At 72.1% G+C, this 14091-nt stretch carries 16 protein-coding genes; 7 read left to right on the forward strand and 9 right to left on the reverse strand.

From position 1 onward, the window contains the following. The first annotated feature begins 10 nt into the window (after positions 1-10). Complete coding sequence (gene rsgA, locus VF557_08350) at positions 11-1030, forward strand: ribosome small subunit-dependent GTPase A (GenBank protein HEX8080205.1); 1020 nt, start codon at positions 11-13, stop codon at positions 1028-1030. Positions 1031-1147: 117 nt separating this feature from the next. Beyond that, positions 1148-2557 carry an FAD-dependent monooxygenase gene (locus tag VF557_08355; GenBank protein ID HEX8080206.1) on the forward strand — a complete coding sequence of 470 codons (1410 nt, stop codon included), beginning with the start codon at positions 1148-1150 and terminating at the stop codon, positions 2555-2557. A gap of 49 nt (positions 2558-2606) precedes the next feature. On the opposite strand, the gene VF557_08360 is transcribed toward VF557_08355, so the two are convergent. Together VF557_08360 and VF557_08365 are read right to left on the reverse strand one after the other, a co-directional pair. Then, the gene (locus VF557_08360) at positions 2607-3776 is read right to left on the reverse strand and encodes an aminotransferase class I/II-fold pyridoxal phosphate-dependent enzyme (GenBank protein ID HEX8080207.1); all 1170 of its coding nucleotides are present in this window, start codon (positions 3774-3776) and stop codon (positions 2607-2609) included. Beyond that, positions 3773-4108 (reverse strand): DUF2087 domain-containing protein, encoded by a 336-nt coding sequence (locus VF557_08365; GenBank protein ID HEX8080208.1) that lies wholly within the window; start codon positions 4106-4108, stop codon positions 3773-3775. Before VF557_08365 ends, VF557_08360 begins: the two co-directional genes overlap by 4 nt. 23 nt (positions 4109-4131) lie before the next feature. On the opposite strand from VF557_08365, the gene hisN reads away from it, so the two are divergent. Next, positions 4132-4956 (forward strand): histidinol-phosphatase, encoded by an 825-nt coding sequence (hisN, locus tag VF557_08370; GenBank protein ID HEX8080209.1) that lies wholly within the window; start codon positions 4132-4134, stop codon positions 4954-4956. A 39-nt stretch (positions 4957-4995) separates the two neighbouring features. Here hisN and VF557_08375 read toward each other — a convergent pair whose 3' ends face one another. From VF557_08375 to VF557_08385, 3 genes are all read right to left on the reverse strand, one after another. Further along, complete coding sequence (locus VF557_08375) at positions 4996-5553, reverse strand: YbaK/EbsC family protein (GenBank protein HEX8080210.1); 558 nt, start codon at positions 5551-5553, stop codon at positions 4996-4998. Further along, positions 5546-6328, reverse strand: a complete 783-nt coding sequence (locus tag VF557_08380; protein ID HEX8080211.1) for a VOC family protein — start codon at positions 6326-6328, stop codon at positions 5546-5548. Before VF557_08380 ends, VF557_08375 begins: the two co-directional genes overlap by 8 nt. 111 nt (positions 6329-6439) lie before the next feature. After that, positions 6440-6730, reverse strand: a complete 291-nt coding sequence (locus VF557_08385; GenBank protein ID HEX8080212.1) for a DUF427 domain-containing protein — start codon at positions 6728-6730, stop codon at positions 6440-6442. 118 nt (positions 6731-6848) lie between these two features. Between VF557_08385 and VF557_08390 the strand changes: the two genes are divergently transcribed. The 4 genes from VF557_08390 (at position 6849) to VF557_08405 (ending at position 10348) form a co-directional block, all read left to right on the forward strand. Continuing rightward, positions 6849-7991, forward strand: coding sequence for a hypothetical protein (locus VF557_08390; protein ID HEX8080213.1), 1143 nt, complete (start codon positions 6849-6851; stop codon positions 7989-7991). Positions 7992-8190: 199 nt separating this feature from the next. Then, the gene (locus VF557_08395; protein HEX8080214.1) at positions 8191-8904 is read left to right on the forward strand and encodes a dienelactone hydrolase family protein; all 714 of its coding nucleotides are present in this window, start codon (positions 8191-8193) and stop codon (positions 8902-8904) included. After that, positions 8904-9428 (forward strand): VOC family protein, encoded by a 525-nt coding sequence (locus VF557_08400; protein ID HEX8080215.1) that lies wholly within the window; start codon positions 8904-8906, stop codon positions 9426-9428. The genes VF557_08395 and VF557_08400 overlap by 1 nt, the downstream gene beginning before the upstream one ends. A 5-nt stretch (positions 9429-9433) precedes the next feature. Further along, the gene (locus VF557_08405; GenBank protein ID HEX8080216.1) at positions 9434-10348 is read left to right on the forward strand and encodes a TIGR03619 family F420-dependent LLM class oxidoreductase; all 915 of its coding nucleotides are present in this window, start codon (positions 9434-9436) and stop codon (positions 10346-10348) included. Positions 10349-10378: 30 nt separating this feature from the next. On the opposite strand, the gene VF557_08410 is transcribed toward VF557_08405, so the two are convergent. From VF557_08410 to VF557_08425, 4 genes are all read right to left on the reverse strand, one after another. After that, positions 10379-12103 (reverse strand): GH3 auxin-responsive promoter family protein, encoded by a 1725-nt coding sequence (locus VF557_08410; protein ID HEX8080217.1) that lies wholly within the window; start codon positions 12101-12103, stop codon positions 10379-10381. A 1-nt stretch (position 12104) separates the two neighbouring features. Continuing rightward, complete coding sequence (locus VF557_08415; GenBank protein ID HEX8080218.1) at positions 12105-12458, reverse strand: hypothetical protein; 354 nt, start codon at positions 12456-12458, stop codon at positions 12105-12107. A 309-nt stretch (positions 12459-12767) separates the two neighbouring features. Beyond that, entirely contained in the window at positions 12768-13616 is an 849-nt protein-coding gene (locus VF557_08420; protein ID HEX8080219.1) for a fumarylacetoacetate hydrolase family protein, read from the reverse strand. A gap of 7 nt (positions 13617-13623) precedes the next feature. Beyond that, a complete protein-coding gene (locus tag VF557_08425; GenBank protein ID HEX8080220.1) occupies positions 13624-14049 on the reverse strand; it encodes a hypothetical protein in 426 nt (141 codons plus the stop codon). Positions 14050-14091 lie beyond the last annotated feature (42 nt).

Here is a 14091-nt window from a genome sequence, read left to right on the forward strand (position 1 = left end):
CGGCAACCGGATGGCACAGCGCGACACCAGGCGGCTGGACGAGGACGACGTCCGCAACCGGCCCACCCGGTACGGCAGCCGGGCCCGCACCAAGCAGCGGCCGGCGCACGAGGACGCCTCCACCGGGATGGTGGTCACCGTCGACCGCGGCCGGTTCACGGTGCTGCTCGATGACAGTCAGGCGCTGCTGACCGCGATGCGGGCCCGCGAGCTGGGCCGCACCGCGATCGTCGTCGGCGATCGGGTCGGGGTGGTCGGTGATCTGACCGGAGCGCCGGACACGCTGTCCAGGATCGTCCGGGTCGAGCCGCGCCAGACCGTGCTGCGGCGCACCGCCGACGACAACGACCCGTACGAGCGGGTGATCGTGGCCAACGCCGACCAGCTGCTGATCGTGACCGCGCTGGCCGACCCGCCGCCGGTCTACGGCCTGATCGACCGGTGCGTGGTCGCCGCGCTGACCGCCGGCCTGGAGCCGATCCTGTTGCTGACAAAGGCGGATCTGGCCTCACCCGAGCAGGTGCTGGACAACTACGCCGAGCTCGACATCCCGGCCATCGTGACCTCGCGCGGGGCCGATCTGGCGCCGATCCGGGCCGTCCTGGACTCACACGTCACCGTCTTCGTCGGCCATTCCGGGGTCGGCAAGTCAACGCTGGTGAACGCCCTGGTGCCTGGCGCCGCGCGCAGCACCGGCGTGGTCAGCGAGGCCGGCAAGGGCCGGCACACCTCCACCTCGGTGTTCGCCCTGGCGCTGCCCGAACCGGCGCGCGGCTGGGTGATCGACACCCCCGGGGTGCGCTCGTTCGGGCTGGCGCACGTCAGCGCCGACGACGTGCTGTGGGCGTTCCCGGACCTGGAGGACGGCGCGGCGCAATGCCCGGGAAGCTGCGAGCATCTGGCGGCCGCCGACGGCTGCAAGCTCGACGCCTGGGTCGCCTCCGGGCACTCCACGCCGGCCAGGCTGGATGCCTACCGGCGGCTGCTGTTCAGCCGCAAGGACCTCGGCGGCGCGATCCCGCTCCCGTGAGCGGCTCGCCCCGTCAGCCGCCGGCGGCAAGATCCGTCCGTACACCGAACAAGATCCGTCCGCACACCGAACAAGATCGGAGACGTGCCGGCGCGCTGATGTCCTAGCGTGACGTCCATGTCATCTACCGGCAGCGCCGTGGTCATCGGCGCCAGCATCGGCGGGCTGCTCGCGGCCCGCGTGCTCAGCGACACCTACTCCCGGGTGGTGGTCCTCGATCGGGATGTGCTCCCCGAGGGCGCGGCGGCCCGGCGCGGGGTGCCGCAGGGCCGGCAGTTGCACGTGCTGCTCTCGCGCGGCAAGGAGGCGCTCGACGAGCTGTTCCCGGGCTTGTCCGCCGAACTCAACGCCCGCGGCGTGCCGCTGGTCGACCTGCACGACGACGTGCACTGGTACAACGACGGCCAACGGATGCTGCGCGCGCCGTCCCCGCTGATCGCGCTGGGGATGAGCCGGCCGCTACTGGAGGACGCGTTGCGCGCCCGCGTCAGGGCGCTGCCGGGAGTGGAATTGAGCGGCCCGACCGAGGTGCTGGGCCTGACCGCCACCGCCGACGGCAGCCGGGTCACCGGAGTGCGGCTGCTGCCGTCGGGCCCAGGCGGCGCCGACCGTGCCGAGGAGACACTCTCCGCTGACCTGGTGGTGGACGCCAGCGGTCGCGGCTCGCGCACCCCGATCTGGCTGGAGGAGTTGGGGTACCCGCGCCCCGCCGAGGAGCAGGTGCGGGTCGACGTCACCTACGTCACCCGTGTCTACCGCCGGGAGCCGCACCACCTGGAAGGTCTGTCCGGCGCGCTGACCAACGCTGTGCCGGGACTGCCCCGGGCCGGCATCGTCGCGGCCCAGGAGGATGGCTGTTACGCCGTGGCGCTGTCCGGCATGCTCGGCGAGGAGCCGCCCACCGCCGACGAGGGCATGGCCGCGTTCGCCGACTCGCTGTCCGCCCCGCAGGTCGGCGAGGTCGTGCGAACCGCCGTGGCGCAGAGCCCCGCGGTCAAGATGCGCTTTCCGGTGAGCACCCGGCGCCGCTACGAGCGGCTGCGCCGGTTCCCCGCCGGCTACCTGGTGGTGGCGGACGCTCTGTGCAGCTTCAACCCGATCTACGGCCAGGGCATGACTGTCGCCGCGCTGGAGGCGCTGCTGCTGCGCCGGCTGCTCGGCGACACCGCCACCGGCGCCGGCGCTGGCGCTGGCGCCAGTGATGACCTCGCCCGGCGCTTCTTCCGGGGGGCCGCCCGGGTGATCGACGGGCCGTGGTCGATCGCGGTCGGCACCGACCTGCGCTTTCCGGAGGTGACCGGGCGGCGCTCGCCGAAGGTGCGGTTCGTCAACGCCTACGTGCACCGGCTGCACGTGGCGGCGGTGGCCGATCCAGTGCTGGGGGCGGCGTTCCTGCGGGTGCTCAACCTGGTGGACGCGCCGACCCGGCTGCTCGCGCCGGGAATCGTGCTACGGGTGCTGCGGGGCTCGGTCGGCCGCCGGGCCGCCAGCACCCCGGACGGCACGCCCGCGGTGCGGGCCGGTTAGTCAGCCGCGGGCGTGTTCGCGGCGCTCAGCCGCGGGCGCGTCCCGGCGCTCAGCCGCCGGCCTGCAGGTACTTGCCCAGCACCGTCACACCCTGCTCGATCACGGTGATGTCGCCGGCGAAGGACAGCCGGGCGAACCGGTGGCCGTCGGTGGCGTCGAAGTCCAGCCCCGGCGCCAGCGCCACCCCGGTGGCGGCCAGCACCTGGCGAACCCAGGCCAGCGAGTCGTCGGTGTGATCGGAGACGTCGGCGTAGATGTAGAACGCCCCGTCCGCCGGCGCCAGCCGGTCCAGGCCGATCGCCGGCAGCGCCTGCAGCAGCAGCGCCCGGCTCTCGGCGTAGCGGGCCACGTTGGCCTCCAGCTCGGCATGCGCGTCGAAGGCCGCCAGCGCCGCCAGCTGTGACAGCGTCGGCGGGCAGATCGTGAAGTTGGCGACCAGCCGGTCCACCGCCTCCAGCAGCTCGTCCGGCACCAGCAGCCAGCCCACTCGCCAGCCGGTCATCGAGAAGTACTTGGAGAACGAGTTCACCACGATCGCCGACCGGTCGAACTGCCAGGCGCTGGCGCCCGGGCCGGCGTAGCTGATGCCGTGATAGATCTCGTCCGAGATCAGCCGGACGCCCGAGTCCCGGCACCAGGCCGCGATCTCGGCGAGCTGGTCCGGCGCCACCATCGCGCCGGTGGGGTTGGCCGGCGAGCCCAGGATCAGCCCGTCGGGCACCGGGTCCAGCGCCTGCAGCATCGCCAGCGTCGGGGTGAACCCGTGGCCCGGGCCGCAGTCGAACTCCTGCACCACATAACCCAGGCTGGTCAGGATGTTGCGATAGGCGGGATAGCCCGGCCGGGCCATCGCGACCACCTGGCCCGCCTCGAAGGCGGCCAGGAACGCCGCCAGGAAGCCGCCGGACGAGCCGGTGGTGACCACCACGTTGGCCGGCGGCACGTCGATGCCGTACCAGGCCCGGCTGTGCTCGGCGATCGCCGCCCGCAACGGCGGGAGCCCGAGCGCGTCGGTGTAACCGAGCTGGTGCTCGGCCAGCGCCTGCCGGGCCGCCTGGCGCACCGCCGCCGGCGCGGGGGTGCCCGGCTGGCCGATCGCCAGGTTGTACACCGGCAGCCCCAGGTTGCGCCGGGCCTCGGCCAGCTGGAAGACCTGCATCACGTAGAACGGCGACACCGCCGAACGCGCGGACGGGCCAGCGGCACCTGGTCCGGTCATGTCCATCCCCCGCATCGCCAGTACACGCTGTCCTGCCGGGCCAGCAGCCCCGCATCGACCAGGTAGCGGCGCAGTGCGGCCACGTCCGGGTTCCACACCCCCACGATCGAGTTCACCTCTGTTTCCCGATAGCGCACCCCGGGTTCGAAGGCGGTCGCCAGGTAGGCCAGCAGCAGGCTGCGCTTGACGCCGCCCCGCGGGAGAACCGGCAACCGTCCGCGCACCAGGTAGGAACGCAGCACCCGGCGCAGAGCGGGATCGGCGATCTCGTCGAAGGACGCCGGATCGGCCAGCGCCCGTGCCCGGTCCACGCCGGCTTGGCCCTGTGTCACCCGGCGACGATAGCCTGCTGGCCGTGACCAGTACGCCGGAATATCCGCCTGCTGACCCCGACCACGGCTGGCTGGCCGATCTCGAACTTGCCCTGCGGCTGGCCGAGCTGGCCGACGCCGTCACCACCGAGCGGTTCCGCAGCGCCGACCTGGTGGTGCGCACCAAACCTGACCTGACACCGGTCAGCGACGCCGACCAGGCCGTCGAGCGGCTGATCCGGCAACGGCTGTCCGCCGACCGACCTGATGACGCCTTCTGCGGCGAGGAGTCCGGAACGGCCGGCAGCGGGCCGCGCCGGTGGGTGCTCGACCCGATCGACGGCACCAAGAACTTCGTCCGCGGGGTGCCGGTCTGGGCGACCCTGATCGCCCTGCTGGTGCACGACGAACCGGTGCTGGGGGTGGTCAGCGCCCCGGCGCTTGGGCAGCGCTGGTGGGCGGCTCGCGGGCAGGGCGCGTTCGGCAGCTCGTTCGGCCAGCCGCCCCGGCGGCTGCGGGTCTCGGCCGTCAGCCGGCTCGCCGACGCCAGCCTGTCCTACGCCTCGCTGTCCGGATGGGCCGAGCTGGGCCGTCAGCAAGCATTCCTGGAGCTGACCAACCAGGTCTGGCGCACGCGGGCCTACGGGGATTTCTGGTCCTACATGCTCGTCGCCGAGGGCGCGGTGGACCTGGCCGCCGAACCCGAGCTGTCACTGTGGGACATGGCGGCCCTCGCGCCGATCGTCACCGAGGCCGGTGGCCGGTTCACCGGCCTGAACGGGGTGGACGGCGTGCGGCAGGGCAACGCCGCCGCGTCCAACGGCCTGCTGCACGACGCCTTGCTGACCGCGCTGGACGACCATCGCTGACTTCAGCGCTGCGCGCGCTGGCTGAGCAGCGCTGACCGCTCAGCGTTGCGACAGCTCGGGCACCACCTCAGCGCCTGGCAGGGTGCCCAGCAAGGCGCCGTCCAGGCGCAGCTTGGAGCGCCGCAGCCCGCTGCCGATCACCACCGGCCCGGCGGCGGCCACCTCGCCCGACACCAGCACCGGCCAGTCGGCGGGCAGCCCGATCGGGGTGATGCCGCCGTACTCCATGCCGGTCAGCTCGACGGCCTCGGCCATCGGGGCGAAGGAGGCCTTGCGCACGTCCAGCAGCCGGCGCACCGCGCCGTTGACGTCGGCCCGATCGGTGGCCAGCACCATGCAGGCCGCGTACTTGACCTCGCCGGCCCGCTTGCCGGTCACCACCACGCAGTTGGCCGAGGCCTCCGGAGGCACCCCGTAGAACTCGCAGAACGCGGCCGTGTCCGCCAGCGCCGGATCGATCTCAGCCACCGAGACCAGCCCGGCGCTGGGCCAGCCGGCCAGGAACGCGCTGACCGGCGCCGCTAGCAGGTCTCCGCCGCCAATCGTGTTGCGCCAGTTCAGCCGGGCCGGCCCGACCTCCGGCGCGGGGTCAGTCACCATAACCCTCGGGCGGGGCGGCCATCAGCGAGAAGCTCGCGCCCTGGTTGTCGGCCACGGTGGCGATCCGGCCGTACGGGGAGTCCGCGGGCGGGCGGATCACGCTGCCGCCGAGCTTGACCACCTGATCGACCCTCGCGTCGGTGTCATCGACCGCCAGGTACACCCACCACTGGGCGGGCAGTTCCAGATCGTCGGCGGCGTACTCACCCACCCCGCCGATGTCGCGGCTCTCGATCACGAAGGTGGCATACCGAAGGTCGTCCGTCGACATGTCGTGGAACTCCCAGCCGAACACCGCGCCGTAGAAGGCGAGGTTCTCCTGCGACGAACGGCTCATCTGCTCGGTCCAGATCAGCGAGCCCGGCTCGTTCACGACGCCCAGTCCGGCATGGCTGCCGGCCTGCCACAGGCTGAAGCCGGCGCCGCTGGGATCAGCGCACACGGCCATCCGGCCCAGGTCCATCAGATCCATCGGCGGCATGCTCAGCTGGCCGCCGTTCGCGCTGACCCGCTCGACCGAGGCTTCGAGGTCGGAGGTGGCGAAGTGCGTCAGCCACCCGGTCGGCGCCTCCGGCGTCATCTTCGGGCCGATGCCGGCGGCCGGCCGGCCGTTCTTCAGGCAGTTGAGGTACCCGCCGTACTCCGGCGGGGTCTCCTGGATCTCCCAGCCCATCACACCCTCATAGAACGGCCTGGCCGCGTCGACGTCCGGAACGGACAGGTCGATCCAGCAGGGCGTGCCATCGAGCCACGGGCCATCATGGATTGGCATGGCGAGGCCTTTCATGATCAGTGCGAGTCGGACACCTCACCCTGCCATTGAAACTTTGCCGGAACCAGCAACCCGCCAAAATCGACTGCACGGGGCGCGGCGGCCGTCGGACTAGCCGGCGCGAACCTCCACGCCGCGCCAGAAGGCCACCCGGTCCTTGATCTGGCTGGCGGCCTCCTTGGGCTCGGAGTAGTACCAGGCAGCGTCCTGGTTCAGCTTCCCGTCCACTTCGAGGGAGTAGTAGGACGCCGTGCCCTTCCAGGGGCAGAGGGTCTCGTACTGCGAGGGCCGCAGCACGTCCTGCCGGACGGAGTCCAACGGGAAGTAGTGATTGTTCTCGACGACGACGGTGTCATCGCTCTCGGCGATGACCTCGCCGTTCCAGATCGCTTGCATGCTCATGGATATAACGATGCCACTTCAGCCGATGATTGGCACCAGCCGTTTGCGCTGGGAGGGCCACCGGATTTCGCACTGGCTTCATCCATTGCAAACCGGGCGCTGAGTAACGTCGCGGCGCATGAACCTGTCGCTGACGACCCGGACCCGCGCCGTGGCGGGCGCCGCGCTGACCGCGGTGCTGGCCGCACTGGCAACCCCCGCCGTCGCCGCCCCCGCCCATCCGGTCCCCGCCAACTCTGGAAAAGCCGGCTCTGGACATCAGGGCTCTGGAAAACCCGTCGCGGCCCCGGCCTGGCGACTGGTCGACACCGGCAGCACTTCGCACTTTCGCGGCCTGTCCGCGGTGAGCGCCAGGGTGGCCTGGGTCGGCGGCTACGACGGCACGATCCTCATGACGGCCGATGGCGGCCGGCACTGGCGCGACGTCTCACCGGCCGGCGCCGAAACGCTCCAGTTCCGCGACATCCATGCCTTCGACACCAGGCATGCGGTCGCGATGGCGGCCGGCTCCGGAACCGACTCGGCGCTGTACACCACCAGCGACGGCGGCCGGCATTGGCAGGTCGCCTACCAGAACACCAATCCGGAGGCCTTCTTCGACTGCATGTCGTTCTCCGACCGCAAGCACGGCCTGGTGTTGAGCGACCCGGTCGGCGGCAAGTTCCGCATCCTGGCGACCAGCGACGGCGGCCGCAGCTGGCAGGTGCTGTCGAATGCCGCGATGCCGGCCGCGCTGCCCGGCGAGGCGGCCTTCGCGGCCGGCGGTGACTGCATCACCACGCTCGGCCGCGATGCCTGGTTCGGCACCGGCGGCCAGAGCCAGGCCCGGGTGTTCCACTCCCGCGACGGCGGGCTCAGCTGGACGGTGACCGACACCGGGATGGGCAGCGGCCCGACTGCCGGCGTCTTCGCGCTGGCGTTCCGCGACCGGTGGCACGGCGTGGCCACCGGCGGGGACTTCAACACCCCGACCAGCGCCACCGAGGCGCTGGCCCGCACCAACACCGGTGGGGACAGTTGGCGGCTGGTGTCTGATGCGCCGAGCGGCTACCGCTCCGGAGTGGCCTGGTTGCCGCACCGTCACGACCCCACAGCGATCGCCGTCGGCATTTCCGGCAGTGACATCAGCTACGACGACGGCCACAGCTGGCACCAGTTCGACAGCGGCAGCTTCGACACCATCAGCTGCGCGAAGAACGGCGCGTGCTGGGCTTCGGGCGAGGCCGGCCGGGTCGCGGTGTTGTCCTACCGGCGAGGCTGACGAGATCGTCCCGGACGGCTGGAATCCCGTAGTTGAGGGGACCGGGTGCCGGGACCGGGTGCCGGGACCGGGTTGCCGGGACCGGGTGCCGGGACCGGGTGCCGGGACCGGGTTGCCGGAGATCCGGAGCAGCACCTAGGTTCGAGGGCAGGTTTGACGTCCCTCCAGCGTGCCGCAGATCCGAGAGCGAGGTCCCCGCGTGAGCCAGGACAGCCCAGCCCAGGACAACCCAGCCCAGAACACCACCTTCGCCAGCAACGGCGGTCAGGCACACGGTTATCTGGCGCTGCCGGCCAGTGGCAGCGGCCCCGGCGTGATCGTGATCCAGGAATGGTGGGGGCTGACCGACCACATCGTCAACATCGCCGACCGGCTGGCGGCCGAGGGTTTTGTCGCGCTGGCTCCCGACCTGTTCGGCGGCAGGACCGCCCACGATACGGACGAGGCCGGCAAGCTGATGTCGGAGCTGCCGGTGGCCAAGGCGGCGCAGGACCTGGCCGGCGCAGTGGACTACCTGCTCGGCCACGAGGCGGTCAGCTCCAGCACGGTCGGCGCCGTCGGGTTCTGCATGGGCGGCGGCTTCGTGCTGATGCTGGCCGCCCAGCAGGGTGACCGGATCGGCGCCGCCGTGCCGTTCTACGGGGTCGGTGAGGCGGTGCCCTCGCAGTACTCCGGCCTGCGGGCGGCGGTGCAGGGCCATTACGGCGAGCAGGACCAGTTCTACCCGGTGTCCCAGGCCCGCGAGCTGGAAAGCCAGATCCGCGAGGAGTCCGGCGTCGACGTCGAGTTCTTCTACTACCCCGCGGGGCATGCCTTCCACAACGAGCACGACCTGCTGGGCACCTACGACCCGGACAGCGCCAAGCTGGCCTGGCAGCGCACGGTGAGTTTCCTCAGGGAGCGGCTGAGCTGATGGCCCCGCAGCCCGACGAGACCGAACAGGCCCGGCTTGCCGAGCGTCGGGCCGAGTTGCGCCGGCGGTACCTGATCCCGCTCGAGCGCCGGCCCGCCTCCAACGGCCGGGGCATCCACCACGCGGCGCTGATCTGCAGCGACCCGGAGGCCACCATCCGGTTCTATCAGGACCTGCTGGGCTTTCCGCTGATCGAGCTGGTCGAGAACCGCGACTACCCCGGCTCGTCGCACTTCTTCTTCGACCTGGGCAACTCGACGCTGCTGGGCTTCTTCGACTTCCCCGGGCTGGGCCTCAAGCCCGGCAAGGAAGCCATCGGAGGAGTGCAGCACATCGCGATCTCGGTAGAACCGGGTCGCCATGCCGAGCTCCGGGCCCGGCTCGACGCCGCGGGGATCGCCTACGGCGGCCCGGACCAGGGCATCGAGGAGTCGCTGTACTTCCGCGATCCGGACGGCATCGGAATCGAGTTGCTCAGCGACGAGCTGATGTACTTCGGTGGCCAGTGGCTGGACGGCAGGTGAGCCGGATGCGGCTGGGATTCGGGCTCCCGGTCTCGGGCAGCTGGGCGCGCACCCCCAACCTGGTCCGGATCGCCACCCGGGCCGAGGAGCTGGGCTATGACTCCCTGTGGTCCTTCCAGCGGCTGCTGCATCCGGCCGAGGGTGACTGGGGCCCGATGTACCGAGCCGTGCAGGACCCGCTGATCACCCTGGCCCACGTCGCCGCCGTCACCGAGCGAGCCAGGCTCGGGGTCGCAGTGGTCAACGCGCCGTTCTACTCCCCGATCCTGCTGGCCAAGCAGCTGTCCACCCTGGACGAGCTGAGTGGCGGCCGGTTGGACGCGGGCCTGGGCCTGGGCTGGGCCAAGGAGGAGTTCGTGGCCGCCGGTGTCGACTACGCCCGCAGGGGCGACCGAACCGAGGAGTTCATCGCCTGCCTGAAGGCGATCTGGACCCAGCAGGTGGTCGACTTCGAGGGCGAGTTCTACCGGGTGCCGCCGGCTCAGGTCGAGCCCAAGCCGCTGCAGCGGCCGCATCCGCCGCTGTTGCTGGGAGGCGCCGCCGAGCGTGCGCTGCGCCGGGTCGGCCGGATCGCCGACGGCTGGATCAGCGTCAGCCGGCACGACCTGCGCGGCATCGGAGCCGACCTGGAGCTGATGCGCGGCGCCGCCCGCGACGCCGGTCGGGACCCGGACCGACTGCGGTTCATCATCCGGGGCGTGCTCGAGCTGACCGAGCGCCCGGCAGCGGCGGACCGGCGGCCGTTGCAGGGCGATGCCGACCAGATCCGCGAGGATTTCGACCAGCTGGCCGCCGAGGGCGTCACCGAGCTGTTCATCGACCTGAACTTCGATCCCGAGGTGGGCTCGCCCGACGCCGACCCTGAGGAGTCGATGCGCCGCGCCGAACACCTGTTGACCACTTTCGCGCCCCAGTCCTGAATTCTCGCGCCCCTGAATTCTTGTGCCCTTCTAGACCTCGGCCAGGGCCGCCGCGGCGTGGGTGAGCAGCGAGCCGTCCCGCTGGATCCAGTGGTGCTTGAGCTGCGCGGGTGAGGCGCCCTCGCGTCGGCGCTGGTCCTCCACCCGGGCGAACGTGCCCGGCGGCACCGGCAGCAGCGCGAGCGGGGTGAGCCGGTCGGCGGCCCGCTTGTCCGCGTACTCGATGTTGAGCTGCCGCAGGGCGGTCTCGACATCCTCGGCGAACCGGTCGGGGGACAGCGGCAGGTCGTCGGCCCACTCGATCATCAGGGTGTAGCCGGGGGGCGCGGCCCAGACCGGCACGCAGCTGAACAGCGACAGGCTGCGCCACTGGTCGCCCAGCGCGGCCCGCACGGCCAGGTAGACGTCCTTCTCGGTCAGCTTCTCGCCGGTGAAGGAGCTGCCGAAGCCGGACCGGCCGACGAAGTCCAGCCGCGGGACCTGCCCGATCCGGTCGACCACGGTGTAGAGGTCGCCCAGGGCGTACCGGTAGAGACCGTTGGCCTGGGTCATTACCACCTCGTACGTCCGGCCGACCTCGACCTCGTGGAAGTCGAGCGTCTCCACGTCCGGCTCCAGCGGGACCTCCTCGTCGCGGTCCTCGGCCGGGACGAACTCGTACAGGCCGAGGTCGACGGCGAGCGGCCCGGCCGACCGGTGCCCGTCCACCGGGATCGTGATGATCCCCTCGGTGCCGGTCGCGCTGAAGGGCAGCTTGGGCACCCCGGGGGTGACCTCGTCCAGCCAGGGCCGGTAGAGCGCGGCCGAGGCCGAGTTCCAGGCGACCACCAGCGCGAGCCCGGGCCACAGGTCGGTCAGCCGCAGCATGCCCCGGTTGGCCCGGCGGATGCCGGCCAGCCGGGAGGCCAGGTCGGGGTCGGCCCCGCCGTGGCACGGCCGCCCCTCCAGCGTGCCGTTGCGCAGGTCGGAGACCAGGTCGTCGGCCCGCTCGGCCAGCACCTCGGCCAGCCCGACGATCTTGGAGGCGTTCAGCGCGACGACCAGCCGCACGTCCGCGCCGGCCAGCAGCCGCAGCTTGCGGTAGAGGCCGTTGCGGTAGCTCTCGCCCTCGACGCCCTGGAACCAGCTCTCGTCGTACCAGGGCGGCAGCCAGTCGACGCTGCTCACCGCGGCCGGCCGCTGGGAGATGCCGTAGCTGGGGTAGTCGCCGACGCTGGTGGAGGTGCTGGACCGCTCCCAGGACAGGTCCAGGACGGTCGCGCCCGGTCCCATGCCGACGGACTCGAAGTAGAGCCCCCACTGGGCGTAGAGCGCCCGGCCCCGGTAGGCGTTGCGCCAGTGCCGGGTGGTCGGGATCAGCTTCGGCTCCCCGCTGGAGCCGGAGGTGCGCAGCAGCGCGTACGGCTCGCTGCGGGTCAGCACGTTGGCGTCGCCGTCCAGCAGCTTGTCCACGTACGGCCGGAGGTCGGAGTAGCTGTGCACCGGGACCGCGCGCTTCCAGTCCCGCAGGGTGCGCACGGTCGCCAGCCCGTGCCGCTTGCCGAAGTAGGTCCCCTCGGCCTGGTCGAGGATGTCCCGGAACACCGCGGCGCTCGGGGCGTGGGCGTCGTGGCAGGCGGCGCGCTGCCGGGCCAGCGCCCGGCGGGTCCCGGTGAGGAACGCCGGGGGCACCGAGGACTGGTTGACGTGCGGCCAGGAGGACAGGGCGAGGGCGCCCTGACCCGGGTCGGCGGGGGACGTTCGGACAGTCGTCATGTCATCTCTCGACCTTCGATTCCGCGGCCACCGGGGCGAAGCCCGGAATCCTGGCCATCAGCAGCAGGCCCAGGGCCGCGACGGCCCCGACCACGAACGTGCAGAACCAGAGCAGCTCGTAACCCCAGGCGTTCGCGACGGTGATCCCGACCGGTCCGCCGACCACGAAGGCCGCGTTCCAGGCGAAGAAGAACGCCCCCTGGTAGCTGCTCGTACGCCCGGCCGGGGCCCGCTTGGCCAGGAAGGTCGCCGACATCGGCGCCCACAGCACCTCGCCGGCCGTCCAGACCACGACGGCGGCGACGAACGTCGGGATGCCGCCGGCGAACGCGTTCAGCAGCAGCACCGACAGCACGGCGTTGACCGCGATGATCAGCCCGATCTCGGCCGCGGTCAGGCCCTAGGAACAGCATCGCCGTGACCAGCGCGACCGGCTGCGACCACAGGATGGTCCGCCGCGCCCCGACCAGGTCCGCGACCACACCGCCCATCAGGCCGCCGACCAGCACCCCGGCCCCGAACAGGCCCACGATGACCGCGGTCGTCCAGTCGTAGGCCAGGCCGTCCTCCTGGAGGTAGAGCACCAGGAAGGCGGGCGCCAGCAGGCCGACCCGGTAGAGGGTCTGCCCGAGCCAGAGTAACCGGAACGGACGTGGCAGGGTCATCACGAGAGCGGGATCCCGTCCGGCGCCGTGCAGCGGTTGCGGAGCCCGCCGATCCCCTCGATGTGGCTGACCACCTCGTCCCCGACCCGCAGGTAGCGCGGGGGCGTCATGGTCATCCCCATCCCGCCCGGGGTGCCGGTGAAGATGAGGTCGCCGGGCAGCAGCGCGCACGCCCCGGACAGCCGGGCCACCAGCTCGGCCACCGGGAAGATCAGCTGCCGGGTCCGGGCGTCCTGCACGGTCTCGCCGTTGACCCGGCACGACAGCCCCAGGTCGTCGCGGTCGGCCAGCTCGTCCGGGGTGACCAGCACCGGCCCGGTCGGGCCGAAGGCCGGGAACGACTTCCCCAGCGAGAACTGCTTGGCCGGTCCGCCCAGCTGCAGGGTCCGCTCGGAGAAGTCCTGGCCGGCGGTGACCCCGGCCACGACGTCCCAGGCCGCCGCGGCCGGCACCCGGTGGGCGGCCCGGCCGATCACCACGACCAGCTCGACCTCCCAGTCCACCGTGTCCGTCGGCAGCGGGACGTCCGCGTACGGACCGACCACGCAGGCCGGGAACTTGGTGAAGGTGACCGGCAGGTCCGCCGGTGTGGGCAGCACCAGCGGGCGGTCGCGGTAGTTGCTGGCCACCGCGAAGACCTGGCGCGGCCGCGGCGACGGCGCGCCGAGCTCGGCCGGGTCCCAGGGCGCGCCCGCCGCCACGTCCACGTCCCGGGACCAGGCCACGACCTCCGCCCACCGGTCGAGCACCGCCATCGGGTCGGCCGGGAACCGGCCCCCGCTGGCCCGGGCGACGTCCACCGACCGGTCGCCCGCCACCAGGTGGGCCCGGCCAGCCAGGTTGGCCATCCGCATGTCAGCCCGCCAGCCCGGTGTGGCGGCCGGCGTGGAACACCAGCGGCTCGGTGCGCACGCCGGCCCGGCGCAGCGCCTCGATCATCTCGAACTTGTCCCGGCGGGCCCGGGACAGCGCGGTGCCGTTGGACGGCAGCCCCAGCGCCGTGCTGAGCCGGTCGGCCAGCTCGACCGCGGACTCCTGCCCGGGGATCAGGCAGACCGGGTCGTAGCCGCGCAGCCGCTCGACCAGCGCCGCCTCCCCGTCCATGACGATGCTCTCGTCGTACGCGGACAGGTTCGGCGGGCTCATCGTCGGGATCAGCTCCGGGGTGCTCCGCACGTGCACCAGCCGGATGTCGTACGGGGCGAACGCGGCCGGGAAGAAGTTGCCGGCGGAGTAACTGTCCACCGCCACCGCGACCTGCCTGGCGTCGCTTCTGGTCATCGTCACCTCTTGGGAGCTGCGGTCCGGGGACCGGGCCGGAAT

The sequence above is a fragment of the Jatrophihabitans sp. genome (assembly GCA_036389035.1).
GTDB lineage: Bacteria > Actinomycetota > Actinomycetes > Mycobacteriales > Jatrophihabitantaceae > Jatrophihabitans_A.

Bases quoted from the DNA above. Each gene is read 5' to 3' on its own strand.
- rsgA (HEX8080205.1), top strand. From the start codon at position 11: ATGGCACAGCGCGACACCAGGCGGCTGGACGAGGACGACGTCCGCAAC.
- VF557_08355 (HEX8080206.1), top strand. From the start codon at position 1,148: ATGTCATCTACCGGCAGCGCCGTGGTCATCGGCGCCAGCATCGGCGGG.
- VF557_08360 (HEX8080207.1), bottom strand. From the start codon at position 3,776: ATGACCGGACCAGGTGCCGCTGGCCCGTCCGCGCGTTCGGCGGTGTCG.
- VF557_08380 (HEX8080211.1), bottom strand. From the start codon at position 6,328: ATGCCAATCCATGATGGCCCGTGGCTCGATGGCACGCCCTGCTGGATC.
- VF557_08385 (HEX8080212.1), bottom strand. From the start codon at position 6,730: ATGAGCATGCAAGCGATCTGGAACGGCGAGGTCATCGCCGAGAGCGAT.
- VF557_08390 (HEX8080213.1), top strand. From the start codon at position 6,849: ATGAACCTGTCGCTGACGACCCGGACCCGCGCCGTGGCGGGCGCCGCG.
- VF557_08400 (HEX8080215.1), top strand. From the start codon at position 8,904: ATGGCCCCGCAGCCCGACGAGACCGAACAGGCCCGGCTTGCCGAGCGT.
- VF557_08405 (HEX8080216.1), top strand. From the start codon at position 9,434: ATGCGGCTGGGATTCGGGCTCCCGGTCTCGGGCAGCTGGGCGCGCACC.
- VF557_08410 (HEX8080217.1), bottom strand. From the start codon at position 12,103: ATGACGACTGTCCGAACGTCCCCCGCCGACCCGGGTCAGGGCGCCCTC.
- VF557_08420 (HEX8080219.1), bottom strand. From the start codon at position 13,616: ATGGCCAACCTGGCTGGCCGGGCCCACCTGGTGGCGGGCGACCGGTCG.
- VF557_08425 (HEX8080220.1), bottom strand. From the start codon at position 14,049: ATGACCAGAAGCGACGCCAGGCAGGTCGCGGTGGCGGTGGACAGTTAC.